The 17,630-nt window shown below is 45.3% G+C and carries 14 protein-coding genes and 3 pseudogenes; 14 read left to right on the top strand and 3 right to left on the bottom strand.

Features of this window, described 5'->3' with window-relative positions; genetic code table 11:
* Positions 1-84: 84 nt before the first annotated feature.
* From ACYIA1_RS14485 to ACYIA1_RS14430, 12 genes and pseudogenes are all read left to right on the top strand, one after another.
* Positions 85-1,467, top strand: a complete 1,383-nt coding sequence (locus ACYIA1_RS14485; RefSeq protein ID WP_008773976.1) for a S8 family serine peptidase — start codon at positions 85-87, stop codon at positions 1,465-1,467.
* Positions 1,448-2,782 (top strand): exodeoxyribonuclease VII large subunit, encoded by a 1,335-nt coding sequence (gene xseA / locus ACYIA1_RS14480; protein WP_005866561.1) that lies wholly within the window; start codon positions 1,448-1,450, stop codon positions 2,780-2,782. The genes ACYIA1_RS14485 and xseA overlap by 20 nt, the downstream gene beginning before the upstream one ends.
* Positions 2,783-2,821: 39 nt before the next feature.
* Positions 2,822-3,019 carry an exodeoxyribonuclease VII small subunit gene (gene xseB, locus ACYIA1_RS14475; protein WP_005860969.1) on the top strand — a complete coding sequence of 66 codons (198 nt, stop codon included), beginning with the start codon at positions 2,822-2,824 and terminating at the stop codon, positions 3,017-3,019.
* Positions 3,019-3,717, top strand: coding sequence for a 2-C-methyl-D-erythritol 4-phosphate cytidylyltransferase (locus ACYIA1_RS14470; RefSeq protein WP_005866564.1), 699 nt, complete (start codon positions 3,019-3,021; stop codon positions 3,715-3,717). Before xseB ends, ACYIA1_RS14470 begins: the two co-directional genes overlap by 1 nt.
* 22 nt (positions 3,718-3,739) lie before the next feature.
* Entirely contained in the window at positions 3,740-5,836 is a 2,097-nt protein-coding gene (gene recG / locus ACYIA1_RS14465) for an ATP-dependent DNA helicase RecG (RefSeq protein WP_480335637.1), read from the top strand.
* A gap of 210 nt (positions 5,837-6,046) precedes the next feature.
* Entirely contained in the window at positions 6,047-7,297 is a 1,251-nt protein-coding gene (locus ACYIA1_RS14460; protein ID WP_009018423.1) for a M23 family metallopeptidase, read from the top strand.
* Between the two features lie 158 nt (positions 7,298-7,455).
* A complete protein-coding gene (locus ACYIA1_RS14455; RefSeq protein ID WP_480335635.1) occupies positions 7,456-8,001 on the top strand; it encodes a DUF1599 domain-containing protein in 546 nt (181 codons plus the stop codon).
* A 5-nt stretch (positions 8,002-8,006) separates the two neighbouring features.
* Positions 8,007-9,290, top strand: coding sequence for a BT_3928 family protein (locus tag ACYIA1_RS14450; protein ID WP_036611642.1), 1,284 nt, complete (start codon positions 8,007-8,009; stop codon positions 9,288-9,290).
* Positions 9,291-9,326: 36 nt separating this feature from the next.
* Positions 9,327-10,082: a triose-phosphate isomerase gene (gene tpiA / locus ACYIA1_RS14445; protein WP_008773970.1), complete on the top strand. Its 756-nt coding sequence runs from the start codon at positions 9,327-9,329 to the stop codon at positions 10,080-10,082.
* A 70-nt stretch (positions 10,083-10,152) separates the two neighbouring features.
* Positions 10,153-10,659 (top strand): hypothetical protein, encoded by a 507-nt coding sequence (locus ACYIA1_RS14440; protein ID WP_005860984.1) that lies wholly within the window; start codon positions 10,153-10,155, stop codon positions 10,657-10,659.
* 5 nt (positions 10,660-10,664) lie between these two features.
* Entirely contained in the window at positions 10,665-11,255 is a 591-nt protein-coding gene (gene folE / locus ACYIA1_RS14435) for a GTP cyclohydrolase I FolE (protein ID WP_005860986.1), read from the top strand.
* A 182-nt stretch (positions 11,256-11,437) separates the two neighbouring features.
* Positions 11,438-12,697 (top strand): annotated as a pseudogene (locus ACYIA1_RS14430) (serpin family protein).
* Here the strand turns inward: ACYIA1_RS14430 and ACYIA1_RS14425 are convergent.
* From ACYIA1_RS14425 to ACYIA1_RS14415, 3 genes and pseudogenes are all read right to left on the bottom strand, one after another.
* Positions 12,694-12,965, bottom strand: a pseudogene (locus tag ACYIA1_RS14425) (type II toxin-antitoxin system RelE/ParE family toxin). The pseudogenes ACYIA1_RS14430 and ACYIA1_RS14425 overlap by 4 nt on opposite strands.
* 3 nt (positions 12,966-12,968) lie before the next feature.
* Positions 12,969-13,169, bottom strand: a complete 201-nt coding sequence (locus ACYIA1_RS14420; protein ID WP_034532133.1) for a hypothetical protein — start codon at positions 13,167-13,169, stop codon at positions 12,969-12,971.
* Positions 13,170-13,228: 59 nt separating this feature from the next.
* Positions 13,229-13,399: pseudogene (locus ACYIA1_RS14415) on the bottom strand (hypothetical protein); the annotation flags it as partial.
* 714 nt (positions 13,400-14,113) lie between these two features.
* Here ACYIA1_RS14415 and ACYIA1_RS14410 point away from each other — a divergent pair.
* Positions 14,114-15,370, top strand: coding sequence for a serpin family protein (locus ACYIA1_RS14410; RefSeq protein ID WP_070103032.1), 1,257 nt, complete (start codon positions 14,114-14,116; stop codon positions 15,368-15,370).
* Positions 15,371-15,464: 94 nt separating this feature from the next.
* Positions 15,465-17,624 (top strand): outer membrane beta-barrel protein, encoded by a 2,160-nt coding sequence (locus ACYIA1_RS14405; RefSeq protein WP_480335631.1) that lies wholly within the window; start codon positions 15,465-15,467, stop codon positions 17,622-17,624.
* Positions 17,625-17,630: the final 6 nt, after the last annotated feature.

Genomic DNA, 17,630 nt, shown 5'->3' with positions numbered 1-17,630 from the left:
GAGCCCGGCCTATTCCAGTGCCGGGCTTTTTTGTTTATTCGGCGGTATCATCTATCTTTGTAATTCGTAATTGTGTGAGGTTCTATGAGTAAATATATAGGAATATTCGTTTTCGTATTCAGTTTGTTTTCTTTGGGAGTACATGCGGGGGAAAGTTTTCGTTTTCGGGTGTATTTGAAAGATAAAGGGGATTCCGGTTATACGCTGGATAACCCGGAGGAATATCTTTCCAAGGAGTCTGTTGAGCGACGGAACCGGCAAGGTATATCGGTGTCGGAATCGGATTTGCCGATCGCTCAAGCTTATCTGGATACCTTGTCCGCCAATGGAGGAAAACCGGTGCTGGAGAGCAAATGGTTCTCTACGGTCGTGGTGTCCAGTCCGGATAGCTTGGTCGCTGAGCGTCTCTTGCGCCTCCCGATCGTGGATTCCGTGAAATGGGTCTGGAAAGGTGACGAGGAAATCGATATTCCTAGGGAGGAGAATGATACGACACGGTTTATGCCAATAGATAAACCGGAGAAATCGCCTTACGGTTATGCCGAGGAGCAGATCAAGATGCTGAACGGTATCAAATTGCATGAGGCGGGCTTTAAGGGTAAGGGTATGCGTGTGGCCGTGGTCGATGCCGGTTTCATGAACGTGGATCGGATCAGCGTATTTGATTCCTTGCGGTTATTAGGAACGCATAACGTGGTTTTCCCCGGCCGAAGCGTTTTCATCGGGGATGATCATGGGACGAAGGTCTTATCTTGCTTGGCCGCTGATGCGCCGGGCTTGATGGTCGGTACGGCTCCCCAAGCCGAATATTGGCTGATAAAGAGCGAGGATAGCCGTTCGGAGTTTCCCATCGAGGAGGATTATTGGACGGCAGCTATGGAATTTGCCGATAGCGTGGGAGTGGATGTGGTCTCTTCTTCGTTGGGGTATTTCTCTTTTGATGTAGAGGCCCTGAACTATCATCAAGATCAATTGGACGGGAGGACTTCCTTGATCAGTCGTGCCGCTAAGATGGCTTCATCAAAAGGGATCTTGTTGTTTAGTAGCGCCGGCAACGAGGGGGGCGGTAGCTGGGGAAAGATAACCTTTCCAGCGGATGCCCCGGATATATTGACAGTGGGCGCTATCACGGATCGTAAGAAGAAAAGTAATTTCAGTTCTGTTGGCTTTACGGCGGATTACCGGGTGAAGCCGGATGTGGTTGCCTTGGGTACGGGCTGTTGCGTGATAGATCCTACGGGGAATATCCGTTACGCGAACGGTACCTCTTTCGCTACGCCGATCTTAGCGGGGTTGGGTGTTTGTCTATGGCAAGCGTTTCCCAGTCTGACGAATAAGGATATAATCTCTCTTTTGCAGCGTTTCGGCAGTAAGTTTGAGCAACCGGACGCTGAGTTGGGATATGGCATCCCGGATGTGTACAAAGCTTATAAACAAGAGCGTAAATATGCGGCCGAATCTAAATAACTTATCGGGTGAGAAAGAGGCTCTATCTTTGTTAGAGCTGAATACTCGTATACGGGGTGCGTTGTCGAGGGCTTTCCCGGAGACTTGCTGGGTGCGTGCGGAGATGAGCGATGTGCGGGTGAATACTTCTTCCGGACATTGTTATCTGGAGTTTGTGGAGAAGAATGTGCAGACCGGGCAATTGGTGGCCAAGGTACGAGGGTCTATCTGGGCGAAGACGTTTCGTATGTTGAAACCTTATTTCGAGATGGAGACCGGTCAGATGTTCGCTTCCGGCTTGAAAGTGTTGGTGAAGGTGTCTGTTGAGTTCCACGAGTTGTATGGATTGAGTCTTACGGTGCTTGATATAGATCCGGCTTATACGTTAGGTGATATGGTGCGTAAGCGTATGGAGATTATCCGCCAATTGCAGGAGGAAGGGGTCTTTACACTGAATAAGGAATTGCCTTTTCCGCTACTTCCTAGGAGAATCGCTATCATTACTTCTCCGACGGCTGCCGGCTACGAGGATTTTATGAATCAGTTGACACGGAATAAAGGAGGTTATCCGTTCTATACCAAATTATTCCCCGCCTTGATGCAGGGAGAACGGACGGAGGCTTCTGTAATAGCGGCTTTAGACCGGATTTATCAACATCAAGATCTTTTTGATGTGGTCGTGATTATCCGTGGGGGTGGGGCTACCTCGGACTTGAATAGCTTCGATTCTTATCTGTTGGCGGCGAATTGCGCTCAATTCCCTTTACCGATTATCACGGGTATCGGGCACGAACGGGATGATACGGTTGTAGATTTGGTAGCGCATACCCGGATGAAGACACCGACCGCTGTCGCCGAGTTCCTTATTTCCCGAATGGATAGCGTTGGTGAGGAGTTGGAGAGTTTGCGTCAAGACGTGAGTTTATTGGCTATGGATATTCTATCCCGACAGAAAAACTATTTACAATTGGTAGCGACCCGTTTCCCTTCTATCGTGACAAGCCGGATCGAGCGGAATCGTTCGGGACTGCAAACGATAGCGAGCCGTTTACCTGCGATGGCATCGGGTTTGTTATCACGCCGCCAGTCGGTGCTTGAGAATACGGAACTTCGCTTGCGGAACGGTATTACCTCTAAACTTTCCGAGAGTGGGCGTTTTATCCAGCTTACGGAGCAGTTTATCAAGATGGCTTCTCCTGATTATATATTGAAGAGGGGATATAGCTTAGCCTTGAAAGATGGCAAGATTATCAAACATGCCTCTGATTTGCGAGCCGGCGAAGAACTGACGACTCGCTTCATCGATGGTGAAATAAAAAGTATTATCAAACCATAGAGGGTGGTTTTATAACCGTCCGATAAATACATAATTAATATGGCGAAGAAAGAAGAAACATATAACGAGGCGATCGAGAAACTTCGTAAGATCGTGGCTGAGATCGAGAATGGAGACTTGGATGTCGATATCCTGTCCGAGAAGGTAAAAGAAGCTACCCGTCTGATCAAGCTCTGCAAGGAGAAGCTGTATAAAGTGGATGAGGAAGTTAAAAAAGTTTTGGAGGAATTGGATTGATGAATAAGTACGTCTTGATCGTTGCCGGGGGTAAAGGGCTTCGTATGGGTGGAGATCTGCCGAAGCAGTTTATTCCTATGCGGGGGAAACCTCTTTTGATGCATACGTTAGAGGCTTTTCATCGTTGGGATGCTTCCGCACGTATAATCCTTGTGCTTCCGGAGGATCATCAGCCGTATTGGAATATGCTTTGCAAGGAAATCGGCTGCAAGGTCCCGCATGCGATCGTGAAAGGGGGAGATACTCGCTTCTTCTCGGTTAAGAATGGGTTGGATTGGCTTTTGGCGGAGAGGCGTCGGAAGGGGGAGGAGGATAGCGGTCTGAGTTTGGTCGCTGTGCACGATGGCGTTCGTCCTTTCGTCTCTCCGGAGGTTGTTGAGGCCTGCTTTGATAAAGCGGCTGTCACGGGAGCCGTTATCCCGGTTGTTCCGATGATTGATTCCCTGCGTGAGACAGATGAAAAAGGGAGCCATCCGGTGGACCGTTCCCGCTATATGGCTGTACAAACCCCGCAAGTCTTCCATCTGGAATTATTGACAAAAGCCTATGAGCAACCTTATTCGTCTTTATTTACGGACGACGCTTCCGTGGTGGAGGCGATGGGGCATGCGATTGATACGGTTCCCGGTGATCGTGAGAATATCAAGATTACCACGCCCTTTGATTTGTTAATAGCGGAAGCGATGTTTGCCCGGTAAACCCTAAAAACTCATAGACGTTATGCTGGACCTTGATAAGCGATCGATTACGTATTTGCCGGGAGTAGGACCCAAGAAGGCGGATATCCTGCAAAAGGAAGCGGGGATATCGTCGTATGAGGACTTGCTCTTTTATTTTCCTTATAAATATATAGATCGCAGCCGGTTTTATAAAGTAGCTGAGATCAGTGGGAATATGCCTTATATCCAGTTGAAAGGCCAGATTCTCTATTTCGATACGCTAGGCGAGGGACGGAGTAAACGGCTGGTCGGTAAGTTCTCGGATGGTACGGGCACGATCGATTTGATCTGGTTCAAGGGTTTGAATTATGTGACAGATAAGTATCGTCCCAATACCGAGTATATAGTTTTCGGAAAGCCTACGGAGTTTGGGCATACCTATAACATACCGCATCCGGATATTGATTTATTGGACCAAGCGGATCAAGTGGCGAGAGGCTTGACCCCGTTCTACAATACCTCGGAGAAGATGAAAAAGTCGTTTCTGAATTCCAGGGCGATCCAGAACCTGCAATATACGTTGTTAAGCTGGCTGAACTGGGAACTTCCGGAGACGCTTTCCCCCGACGTATTGAAACGGATCCATATGATGTCTATGACAGAGGCGATGCGGAATATCCATTTCCCGGAATCTGCCGCTAAGTTGCGTAACGCCCAGTTACGTTTGAAGTTTGACGAGCTTTTCTTCATACAATTAAATATATTACGTACTGCTAGTGTTCGGAAACTGAAGCTAAAAGGGATCATATTCCCGACGGTCGGCCATTATTTCAATACGTTCTATAAAGAGTATCTTCCTTTTGAGTTGACGAACGCCCAGAAGCGGGTAGTCCGTGAGATCCGGATCGATATGGGTAGCGGGCGGCAAATGAATCGCCTGCTGCAAGGTGATGTGGGGAGTGGCAAGACTTTGGTAGGCTTATTGTCTATGCTATTGGCGATAGATAATCATTGCCAAGCTTGTATGATGGCTCCTACCGAGATATTGGCAACCCAGCATTATGCGACGATCATGGGATTCCTGAAAGATATGGACGTTAAGGTCGCTCTTTTGACCGGATCTACCAAGAAGAAAGAGCGGGATAAGATATTACCGGCTATTGCCAGCGGTGAGATCCAGATCGTGATCGGGACGCATGCGTTGATTGAGGAGACAGTGGTTTTCTCTTCGTTGGGATTAGCGATTATCGATGAGCAGCACCGTTTTGGTGTGGAGCAACGCTCACGCCTTTGGACGAAGAATGCGATCGTGCCGCATGTGTTGGTGATGACGGCTACCCCGATTCCCCGTACTTTGGCGATGACTTTGTATGGGGATCTGGATGTATCGGTGATCGATGAGTTACCTCCGGGACGTAAACCGATACAAACGCTTCATCGCTATGATAATAAAAAGGCACAATTGTATGAGTTCCTTCGGAAAGAGATACAAAAGGGGCGTCAGGTTTATGTGGTATATCCCTTGATTGAAGGAAATGAGAAACTGGATTATAAAGACTTGGAGGCCGGTTTTGAGACGTTCAAGGAGGTCTTCCCAGAATATAAGGTATGTATGGTACATGGCCGTATGAAAGCGGCGGATAAGGATACCGAGATGCAGAAGTTTATCTCCGGCGAGGCGCAAATCTTGATGGCTACTACGGTTATAGAGGTTGGCGTGAACGTGCCGAACGCATCCGTCATGGTGATCGAGAGTGCTGAACGTTTCGGCCTCTCTCAACTTCATCAGCTTCGTGGCCGGGTAGGACGTGGTGCTGAACAATCTTATTGTATCTTGGTCTCTTCCTATAAACTAAGTAATGACACTCGTAAGCGACTGGAGATTATGGTGAACAGTACGAATGGCTTTGAGATAGCTGAGGCGGATCTCCGTCTCCGGGGACATGGAGATTTGGAAGGTACCCGGCAAAGTGGCGAGGGGATAGACCTTAAAATAGCGGACTTGGCGGCCGATGGACAAATACTTCAGTATGCGCGGGATATCGCTCAAGGAGTTCTTGACGAAGACCCCGAATTATTGTCCGAACAGCACCGGATATTGAGCGAAAGGCTCAAAACTCTGTTCACAAGGAAGATAAATTGGGGAATGATTAGCTAATATGTTGTGAAACATATTATTCTGTAAGTCTTTGATATTTAGCTTGTTTATTCGCTTGTTTTGCTTTTATTCAAAGTCATTGCAGAAATTTTTCGTTAATCAATTTTGTCGGCTTATTCAAATTTCCGAACTTTGACAAGTTGACAATCAGGCAGAGATGTCGGGTATTGCCGTTTTATCCTGAATTATAAGAATGAAAGTTATCAAAAAATGAGTATAAGGACATTTCTATTCATTTGTTGTGCCGCTGTGATGGTATCGACTGCTAATGCGGAGAACCCGGTGAAACCGGAAACTCCGGAGACTCCCAATCATCCAACCCACAAACTTATGGACAAGCGTGTATCTGAGTTAATGGCTGACCGTGTTGGCTTTAAGAAAGATATGGCTTTGAAGGAGCTTGCGGAGATTAATGAGAAAGCGGAGTTGGAGGCGAGAGAGAACTTGATGTTCCCTGCCGATGAATTATATGGCGAATGGACAAATGAATGGGTGAATCCTTTCCGGGGTAAAAAGGTAGATATGCCGGATTCTTGCGTGATTGATTGTTCTACTTTTGTCTTGCCTATGGACTCTATGACAAGGGTCACTTCAAAGTATGGTCCTCGCCGTAGACGGATGCATAAGGGGATAGACTTGAAAGTGCAAATTGGAGATACGATCCGTGCGGCGTTTGACGGCAAGGTGCGTATCAAGAATTTCGAGCGTAGGGGATATGGCTATTATCTTGTGATTCGCCATCCGAATGGTTTAGAGACTGTATATGGTCATTTATCTAAATTCTTAGTAGGTGTGAACGATATCGTACGGGCTGGAGATCCGATCGCTTTAGGGGGAAATACAGGACGCTCTACGGGATCTCATTTGCATTTTGAGACTCGTTTTCTTGGACAGGCTATTAACCCGGCTGATATTATTGACTTCGAGAACTCAATACCTCATCAGGATCAATATGTGTTTCGTAACGTCAAGATTAACGGACGTAAGAGCAATATCTATACATCTTCCAATAGTCAGATGGTGTACCATCGTGTAAAATCCGGTGATACCTTAGGTAAAATCGCACGTATATATGGTACGACAGTGAATGAGCTTTGTCGTTTAAATGGATTGAAATCTACTTCTATGTTACGTATCGGCCAGTCCATTCGTTGTAGTGCCGGTGTGGAAACCGCAGCTAAAGCGACTCCAAAAGCTCAAACTCAAAAGAAATCGACTGCTTCCGTATCTTCTAAGAAAATCACGGTACAGGCAAGTTCTTCCGCTACCGCTTCTTTAGGAGAAGACACGAATACAATGAATGATGTGGAGGCTACTTCGGTTTATCATCGTATTAAATCCGGTGATACGCTTGGCGCTATCGCTAAAAGATACGGTACTTCTGTTAGTAAACTCTGCGAATTGAACGGTATCACAAAGACTACCGTGTTGCGTTTAGGACGCTCATTACGCTGTTCATAACGATATATAAGATGTAAGGAAACGAAAAGGAGCCGCTTATAAAGTGGCTCCTTTTTGTTGTAACCTCTTTTCATTTATCTTATTAGCTTTTGTTGTCTTGAATTTTCGAGAACATCTACGTCTTTTTTCCTATATTCGCGGGTATAATCTAGGATAGTATGCCAAATACAAAGGAACAATTCGAGCAAGTGATCTCCCTGTGCCGGGAGTTGTTCGAGAAGAAGTTGAAAGATTACGGGCCGTCGTGGAGGATCATGCGCCCCCAGTCGGTTACCGATCAGATATTTATCAAGGCGAACCGTATCCGTAGCTTGGAGATCAAGGGGACGAGCATGGTGGACGAGGGAATCCGTCCGGAGTTTATCGCTATCGTTAATTATGGTGTGATCGGCTTGATCCAATTGGCGTTGGGATTCGCGGATACGACCGATATCACGATAGAGAAAGCCTTGGAATTATACGATAAATACATTGCGGAGACGAAGGAACTGATGTACGCCAAGAATCATGATTATGATGAGGCGTGGCGCAGCATGCGTATCAGCTCGTACACGGATCTTATTTTGATGAAGATTTATCGGACTAAGCAAATCGAGAGTCATGGAGGCAAGACGCTCGTTTCTGAGGGAGTGGAAGCCAACTACATGGATATGATTAATTATGCCCTCTTCGGTTTGATCAAGCTGGAGTTTGGTGAGGAGTGAGCTACATGGAATATAAGGAAACCGTAAAGAAAGTGATCGCAGAGGTCTGCCGCCTGTTACTGGGAGTAGTCTTTATCTTCTCCGGGACGGTGAAGGCTGTCGATCCCATGGGAGGAGCCATTAAGATTGGCGACTATCTGACTTCCTTTGGGCTGGATAAGCTGCAACCTTTTACGGTATTGATCTCCTTCAACTTGTCCGCTCTGGAATTCATGCTGGGTGTCTGTATGCTATTAGGGGTGTACCGGCGGTATACGACCTTCTTGACCTTGCTGATGATGTCTTTCATGACGCCGCTGACGCTGTATCTGGCGATCTTCAATCCCGTATCGGATTGCGGTTGCTTCGGGGACGCCTTGGTGATCAGTAATTGGCAGACCTTCTATAAGAATGTCGTACTTTTGGCCGCCGCTATTTACGTGTTCATCCATAATCAGCGGCTTTTACAAGGCTATACCTACCATGTCTACTGGTTCGTGGCCTTGTGGGCATATGTCTTCGCTATCGGTTTCGCTTACCGGAATTATAATCATTTGCCGATCTTGGATTTCCGTCCCTATAAGTTGGGTGCGAATATCCCTGCCTTGATGTCGATACCGGAAGGTGCGCCCGAGGATGAATATGCGTATTCTTTTATTTACGAGAAGGATGGCGTACAGAAAGAATTTTCTTTGGAGAACGCCCCGGCCGATGATAGCACGTGGACTTTCGTGGATTCAAAGACCAAGCTGATCAAACAAGGATACGTTCCCCCCGTTACCACATTTCATATCTATAATGAGAATGACGCAGACGTGACTGATGAGTTGCTGAACGACCCGAAAGGTCTTTTCCTTTTGATCGCTCCCCGTCTGGAGAATGCGGATGATGAGCGTATCGACGAGATTAATAACGTATACGATTACGCCTTGGAGAACGGCTTGGGCTTCTATTGCGTGACGGGTTCTTCCGCTGATGCTATCGCTACATGGAGCGATAATACCGGTGCCGAGTATCCGTTTCTTATGGCCGATGATGTCCTTTTGAAAACGATCATCCGCTCCAATCCGGGATTGGTCTTGCTGAAGAAAGGTACGATCTTGATGAAGTGGCATTACAACGATATCCCACAGGAAGAAGACCTGAAAACGATCGTAAACGGCTATCTGGAAGGAAATACCGACTGGAAAGCGAAAGAAGATGCCCGGCTAATAACCAACCTATTAAGTTTTACCGTACCTTTGTTGCTGGTTTGGGGATACGATGCCTTGCGCAATCGCCGTCGCCGGAAAGGAAAAGAATCTGAATAGAGATTTATTTGTATTACATATTTAAATTATTAAGTTATGAGAAAGAATATTGTTGCAGGAAACTGGAAAATGAACACTACTCTTGCTGAAGGTCTTGCTTTGGCTAAAGGTTTGGACGAGGCTTTGAAGGGTAAGACTCCGAATTGCGATGTGATCATCGGTACTCCGTTCACTCACTTGGCAAGCGTTGCTGCCGCTATCGATACAAACAAGATCGGTGTTGCCGCTGAGAACTGCGCTGACAAGGAAAAAGGTGCTTATACAGGTGAGGTTTCTGCCGCTATGGTAGCTTCTACTGGCGCGAAATATGTGATCTTAGGCCACTCTGAGAGACGTGCTTATTATCATGAGACTCCGGAGATCTTGAAGACGAAGGTTGAGTTGGCTTTGGCTAACGGTTTGACTCCGATCTTCTGTATCGGTGAGGTTTTGGAGGAGAGAGAAGCTGGCAAGCACTTCGAGGTAGTAGACGCTCAGATCGCTGGTTCTTTGTTCGATCTTTCCGCTGAGGATTTCGGCAAGATCGTCTTGGCTTACGAGCCGGTATGGGCTATCGGTACAGGTAAGACTGCTTCCGCTGAGCAAGCTGAGGAGATCCATGCTCACATCCGCGCTACTTTGGCCGCTAAATATGGCAATGAGGTAGCTGATAACTGCACGATCCTTTACGGTGGTAGCTGTAACGCCGGTAACGCTAAGGAATTGTTCGCTAAACCGAACGTAGACGGTGGTTTGATCGGTGGCGCTTCTTTGGCCGTTGACAAATTCATGCCGATTATCGAGGCTTTTTAATTAATTCATAATAAGAAGGTATCTTTCCCCTCAATGAATGGGGAAAGATACTCTTTTTAATATTCTATCTATGAAAAGAATTCCTTGTATCTTATTGCTATTTGCCTTTATGATGGCCGGTACTTCATCTTTATTCGCTCAGACGGCGTTGGAAGGTGAGCGTTCGACCATATTCGATGCGTTGCAGAGATCCGGTTTGGGAAAAGGCGAGGTCGTTATCAATCAATCCGCCGCTATCCGCGAGATGGTGGGTGAGCGTATGCGTGGAGCGAACGTGGAGACGACAGATAGCCTTACCTTCTTGAAGGTACAAGGGTATCGTACGCAGGTATTTTCCGGTAATAACCAACGGGTCTCGAAAGACGAGGCTTTTCGTAAGGAGAAGGAAATCAAGGAGCTTTTTCCAGAGATCCCGACGTATGTCACTTACAACGCCCCGTTTTGGAAGTTGCGTGTGGGAGATTTCCGCTCGCATGAGGAGGCCTATCATATGATGCGCCTGTTGATGGGTGCTTTCCCGAAATACGGGAAGGAAATGTATATCGTACGAGAAGAGATAAAAATTCCCCTAAATTAAAGAGAATGTCAGAAGTAAACGAAGAGACGCTACGTGCCCGGGAAGCTTTGGCCGGCCATTATAAGGAAGTATTGGGTTTGCTGGGTGAGGACGTGGAGCGTGAGGGTCTGCTTAAAACGCCGGAACGTGTGGCGAAAGCGATGCAGTTTTTAACCAAGGGATATCATGAGGACCCGGAGGCGGTGCTCCGTTCCGCCATGTTTCAGGAAGAGGATTACAAACAGATGGTTATCGTGAAAGATATCGATTTCTTCTCCCTTTGTGAGCATCATATGTTGCCTTTCTTCGGCAAGGCCCACGTGGCTTATATCCCCAAGAAATATATTACGGGCTTAAGCAAGATCCCTAGGGTAGTGGATATCTTCGCCCGCCGTCTCCAGATACAGGAGCGTATGACGATGCAGATCAAGGATTGTATCCAGAGGACCTTGGACCCGTTGGGCGTGATGGTCGTGATCGAGGCGCAGCATATGTGCATGCAGATGCGTGGCGTGGAGAAACAAAATTCCTTGACGACTACCTCTGATTTCACCGGCTTTTTCCAACAAGCCAAGACGCGCGAGGAGTTCATGAACTTGATCAAGCATAATCGCTGATCATCATCTCCCGTCATAGCTTACTCCAGTTTAGCCGTATAACTGATCCGCAGTGATACGGCTTTTATTATATCCCTACATTTCCATTCGTTGGGGCACAGTCGTGAAATATATAGGCGGGATGCAACTTTTACGGAGACCTATTCATCAATTAGATATAAGGACATTAAAAATATCAAGTTATGAAGACCAACAATTACCAATTCCTGTCGCTCTGTCTCTGCATACCTTTGTTTGCGTTGACGGGGTGCGACAATGATTCTTTCGGAGAACCTTTCGGAACCGATACTGAGCGATATGATATACCTTTGGATACTAAATCGATAGAGGTAAACGCTAGAGGGCAGAAGTTCGCTTTTAATTTTTATAAGGAAATGGCTGGCAAGGAGGAGTCGAATTTTTGTATCTCTCCTTTAAGCGCCTCCTTTTGTTTGGGTATGGTATTGAATGGGGCGAATGGTAATACGTATACAGAGCTACAAGAAGCCTTAGGTTATGAGGGCTTAACCAACGAGGAGATAAACGCTTATGCCCAAATGATGCAGACGGAGCTTCCCAAGTTGGATGGTCGTACTGTTTTCATGAATGCGAATAGTATGTGGATCAAGGATGATTTCCAAATGCTGGAACCATTTGTAAAGACCAATCAAACGTATTATAATGCCGAGGTTTATAACGAGCCGTTCAATATGGAGACGGTGGACAAGATCAACCATTAGTGCGCCAATAAAACGAATGATTTGATCCCTAAGATGCTGGAGACAATCAGTCCCAATACATTGGCATGCCTGATCAACGCCATTTATTTCAAGGGAGTGTGGAAAATGGAGTTCGATAAGGGAGATACAAAGGACAAGCCGTTCCATCTAAAGGACGGATCAGAGATCAAAGTTCCTACCATGAAACAACAAGCGACAAATTATTATTATGGTGATGAGCAGGTATCTGTCGTGGAACTACCTTATGGAAACGGAGCGTTTAGTCTGGTTCTTTTCATGCCGTCCGATAAGAAGAAAACCTCGCTGGATGAGTTGATTGCGGACTTGGATGCGGATCGTTGGAACCAGTGGATGAGTAACCTGAGTTCTTATTCGTTCGACCTCTATTTGCCTCGCTTTACGATGGAATCAAGTATGGATTTAACAGATGTGATGAGGACATTGGGAGTCAAGGATGCCTTTAAGTCGGAGGCAGACTTCACGAATATATCAACCGAACAGCCTTTATTTATAGGCTTGATAAAACAAAATACCTTTATTAAGGTCGATGAGTCCGGCACGGAAGCCGCCGCTGTTACGATAGTAGATATGGATACAAGTGCGCTTCCTCCCGCTACCACTTTAAAGGAACTTCGTTTTGATCATCCCTTCGGCTATGTCTTAAAGGAGAATAGTACGGGTGCCATTTTATTCGCAGGGCGAGTGGATCATCCCAAGTCTTAAAATAAATCAGTGTGTGTACCGGTATCGGTCATGATCAAGACCAGTTCGGTATCGTTTTGTTGCCATATTAAGAGCCAGTCGCTTTTAATATGGCATTCCCATAAGCCCTCAAATTTACCGCTTAGTTTATGGGGGTGATATTGCATTGGGAGGGAACCGGTTTCTTGAAGAATGCCGATAACTCCCATAGGAGTTCTGGATTGCAATTCCTTTTCAAGCATTTCTTGAAACTCTTATCAAATTGCTTGGTAGTCTGTACGTCGTACATGGTTTATTGATTTAGCAAATGCTTTTTTAGATCTTCCATATCTTTGGCCTTATAAACCCTTCCTGCCTTGATATCCTCCAGCCCCTTCTCTATACCGGACTTCTTCCTGCCGATATTCCAACCGAATTTCTTGGCCAGTTCTTTGAGCAAGGCCATGTCTACCTCCGGTAAGGTAATTTCTACTTTCTTGACTGTCACTTCCATATCTTGGGTTGTTTATAGATTGTATGTGACAAAAATACGTTTTTTTATTGAATTGATAATCATCTTTGAGAGATTTCGAGAAAGACGATCGAAGGATATGACAATCTGTTAGGATTGACAATTTGTAATCGGAAGTCCCGGAGAATCGATTTTTCCGGGCTAAGGTACGTCTTGTGCTTGAATTTGAAAAAATAAATCAGCAATCGGTTCATTGATAGAGCAATGCTGAAAAATGGCCTTTTGTTCTAGCGAAAATAATTCATCGTAATTCATATCCGATGGAGCAAAAGGAGGGAAAAACGGTGTTACGATAGGGCTATAAGGAGGTAAGAATGCCCATTCACGACTACTTACAACCCTATTTGCGACTGCTTATAATGCCCAATGGCACTACTGGCGTTGCTTAATGCGACCGTATGTGTAGGCTTTTGTCGCCTAATGTGTATCGAAAACGGTCTTTTTCATTGGAAAAGCACTGTTTATTGTTATCTTCCCTCCTTTATCTTGTGATTCCTGTGGAAATGAGATGTTATGGAAAAACTCTAATACTACTCAAAAAGACAGAAAAGCCTCTTCGTGGATGACTTTATGGAAATGAGAATTTTGCTTGATCAACAGCTGGAAAAAGCGTTTAGAAGTGAATAACTAATCACTTCTAAAGCCGTTAGTTATTCACTGGGTATACTCGTTAGTTATTCACTCGACAAGCCGCAAGTTATTCATTTCAGAAGGCAAAAGTAGGAGATTTCATACTGGAAGCATTGCTTGTTTGTTGATGGAGATATTTTGATACGGTATTAATGTACGTGCGTACATTAAATTTATTTAAGTATAAAACGGCGAGTGAAAACAATCTAATGTCTTTAAATAAGATAGATAAAATGCAACATTATGTGTATCTTGCGCATCTATATTATATATAGGAACATTTAAATCATTGTATTATGAAAAGCACTTACTACCTATTCTTATGCCTGTGCATCCCGTTATTTGCATTGACAAGCTGCGAAAATGATTTGGAGGGAGATAATTTCGGTCAGGATACGGAACGATATGACATTCCCTTGACCTCTAAATCCGCCGAGGTAAATGCGAAAGTACAAAAATTCTCTTTCGATTTTTATAGAGAGATGGCTCGTAGGCAAAAGGCTGACTTTTGTATATCTCCTTTGAGTGTGAACCTTTGTTTGGGCATGGTCCTGAATGGTGCGGATGGAAATACCTATAAGGAGATCCAAGAGACTTTGGGCTATGAGAACTTTACCTACGAAGAGATAAACGCCTATGCGCAAATGATGCAAACGGAGCTGCCTAAATTGGATGGACGTACGATTTTTACCAATGCCAATAGCGTGTGGGTTAGGGACGACTTTAAGGTGTTGGAATCTTTTGTTAAGACCAATAAGATGTATTATAACGCAGAGGTTTACAATGAGCCGTTTAATGATGGGACGAAGGATAAAGTAAACCGTTGGTGTGCCGATAAGACGAATAATTTAATACAAAAGATCCTTGATGATTCTTCTTCCGATGCCGTCTCTCTTTTGATTAACGCTATTTATTTTAAGGGGGTATGGACTTCGGAGTTTAAGGAAAAGGATACGAAAGACGAACCTTTTTATTTGAATAGTGGGGAGGAGATAAAAGTACCCACCATGCGGCAGGAGAATACTACTGATTGCTATGTAGACGATAAGGTTTCTGTCGTGGAGTTACCTTATGGCAATGGTGCGTTTAGCCTTGTCGTATTCATGCCTAGCGCAGACGATGAAGTTGCGTTGAGTCGCCTTATCGAAGGGCTGGATGATACGGAGTGGAATCATTGGATTGATAAGATGAAACGGCAGAATCTGAAACTATATCTTCCGCGGTTCAAGTTTGAGTCTCCTTCGATGGATTTGAAAGAGATCATGCGAGTGATGGGGATCTCAGACGCATTTGATCCGGTTTTGGCTGATTTCTCAATGATGTGTGATGCCTCTGTATATGTAAATGAGGTAAAACAGAAAACCTTTATTGAGGTAAACGAGTCCGGAACAGAGGCGGCTGCCGTGACTATGGCTGATATGAATCTATTTATGGATTCTCCTGCCCCTACTATTTCCGAACTTCGTTTTGACCATCCCTTCGGCTATGTCCTAAAGGAGAAGAGTACGGGTGCTATCTTATTTGCCGGACGGGTGGATAAACCGACTATATAAAAGGTTTTCTTACCTTTCATCCCCCGGATACTTCCGTTGGTCAAAATAATTTGATTGGATACTCCTGCTGATGTAATTTTGATATAAAAACGACATGAGCAGGAATCTTTTTATAATAGTTCTATTGATAATTACCCCTTTTTGTGGTTGGGGACAGGTCGATACGATAGCGGACCAGAAGTTACAGGAGGTGGTGATCATGGCTAAGCTCCCTACGGTAGAAATGAAACCGGGGAAGATGACTTATAGGCTGGATGCCTCTATCACCCAAAGCCAAGGGAATGTCTACGACGTGTTGACCAGTTTGCCGGGAGTCGTGATACAAAATGATGGCACTATTTTCTTGAATGGTCAAAACGGGGCGAATATCTTGATGGATGGTAAGCCTACCTATTTATCGGGGCAAGATCTTGTCAATCTCTTAAAATCGACTCCTGCCTCCATTACGGATAAAATCGATTTGATTACGCATCCCTCGGCACGTTACGACGCTAGCGGAAACTCCGGTATTATCGATATACGTACGAAGAAGATATTGCGAAGGGGAATGAACCTTTCGGTAAATGGTAGTTATGACCAAGGTAAATATGGGGAAGGTTTCGCTTCTACTACCTTGAATCTGCGGACGAATAAGTTCAACTTCTATCTCTCTTATTCCTATTCCCGGAAGAATGATTACGATGATTTGTATGTGGAGAGAAGCTATCTGGAAGGTTGGCGGCCGGAAGGGGAGACCGGGCAGATGACGCAATCTTCCTATCGAACTTGGAAGAATAAGTCAAACTATTATCGTTTCGGGATCGATTATCAAATGTCGGAAAAGACTACGATAGGGCTTTCCACGGATGGAAATCTGGCGGGTAGCAAGGTTGAGGGAGACATGAACTCATCCATTCCTAAGCGATCTCCGCAAACCGGAGGTTTGCTTCGTACCTTGAACGACCAGAATCGTTCGCAGGATAATTTTACGGCTGTTTTAAGTTTAACACATACCTTTAACTCCGATGGCGGGGTCTTGGATGCCTCTATGGACTACTTGCGTTATCGATACGAGGAAGACCAATATTTGAATAGCCAAGATACCTTGTTTGGGGATATGGATGGAGGAATCCATTTATACTCCGGACAAGCGAATCTGGTGTGGCCTTTCTCGAAATCCTTCACGTTCCATGCAGGCGCCAAGACCTCTTTTGTCTCTATTGATAATAACGCTGATTATAATCGGTTACAAGGTGATTCTTGGCAACCGGACCATGACTTGAGTTGTGATTTTCAGTATGACGAGAATATAAACGCAGGCTATGTACAGCTTGACGCCAAATTCTCTTCTATAAGTCTGGAGGCAGGTCTTCGTCTGGAAAATACCCGCATAGAGGGCGAACAATCGGGTAACGCTTATCAAAGAGACTCCTCGTTTACCAATCATTATACGCACTTGTTCCCAACGCTTTCTGTTCAGTATGCCTTGAGGAATGGGAATAGTCTGTCGCTTACTTATGGTAAACGGATTGTCCGTCCGAATTACCGGGACCTGAATCCGTTTGTATATATCCACGATGAGTATACGTATGATAAAGGTAACACCTTATTACGCCCGGAATTATCCGATAATCTGGAACTGGCCTATATACATGGCGATTTATTCCGGGTGGGGCTTGCTTTCAATTATACGAAGGATGTAATTATCAAGAGCTATTTGGATCAAGGGAACTATGTCGTTTATGTCTCACCGGAAAATCTCTCTTCCCGCGTCAGCGTAGGTCCCCGGCTCAGTACCTCCCAATTACCGCTAACCTCATTTTGGAACGTGAACGTCAGCGCATCCTTGATCTATAACCGGTATCGTTTACCGGAGAATTATCAAGTAAAGGTGAATAAGAGATGGACACCGAATATCGGGATCTCGAATCAGTTTAGCTTTGCCCGGACTTGGAGCGCTGAACTTATCGGTTTCTATAATGGGAAAATGGCGGCGGGACAAGCTGCGATCTATCCGTTATGGCAAATAAATGCCGGTATCCAGAAGAAGATATGGAAAGGTCGGGGAACGATCCAGTTATTCGCACGGGATATTTTCCATTCGAATGTATCGAGAATGAGCGTGATGACTCCTACCCAGCACGCTTTTATAAAAGAGCGGATGAACCGGACGGTAGTCGGTATTTCTTTGACCTATCGTATAAATCGTGGTTTGGAGGTGAAAGAATCTCGCCGGAAGCATAGCGTAGATGAAAGTAAAAGAATAAATTTGTGAAACCTC

The organism is Parabacteroides sp. KHUB-02, assembly GCF_056640955.1.
Note: the sequence above shows the minus strand (reverse complement) of the source record. Positions and strands in the feature narration are given on the sequence as shown.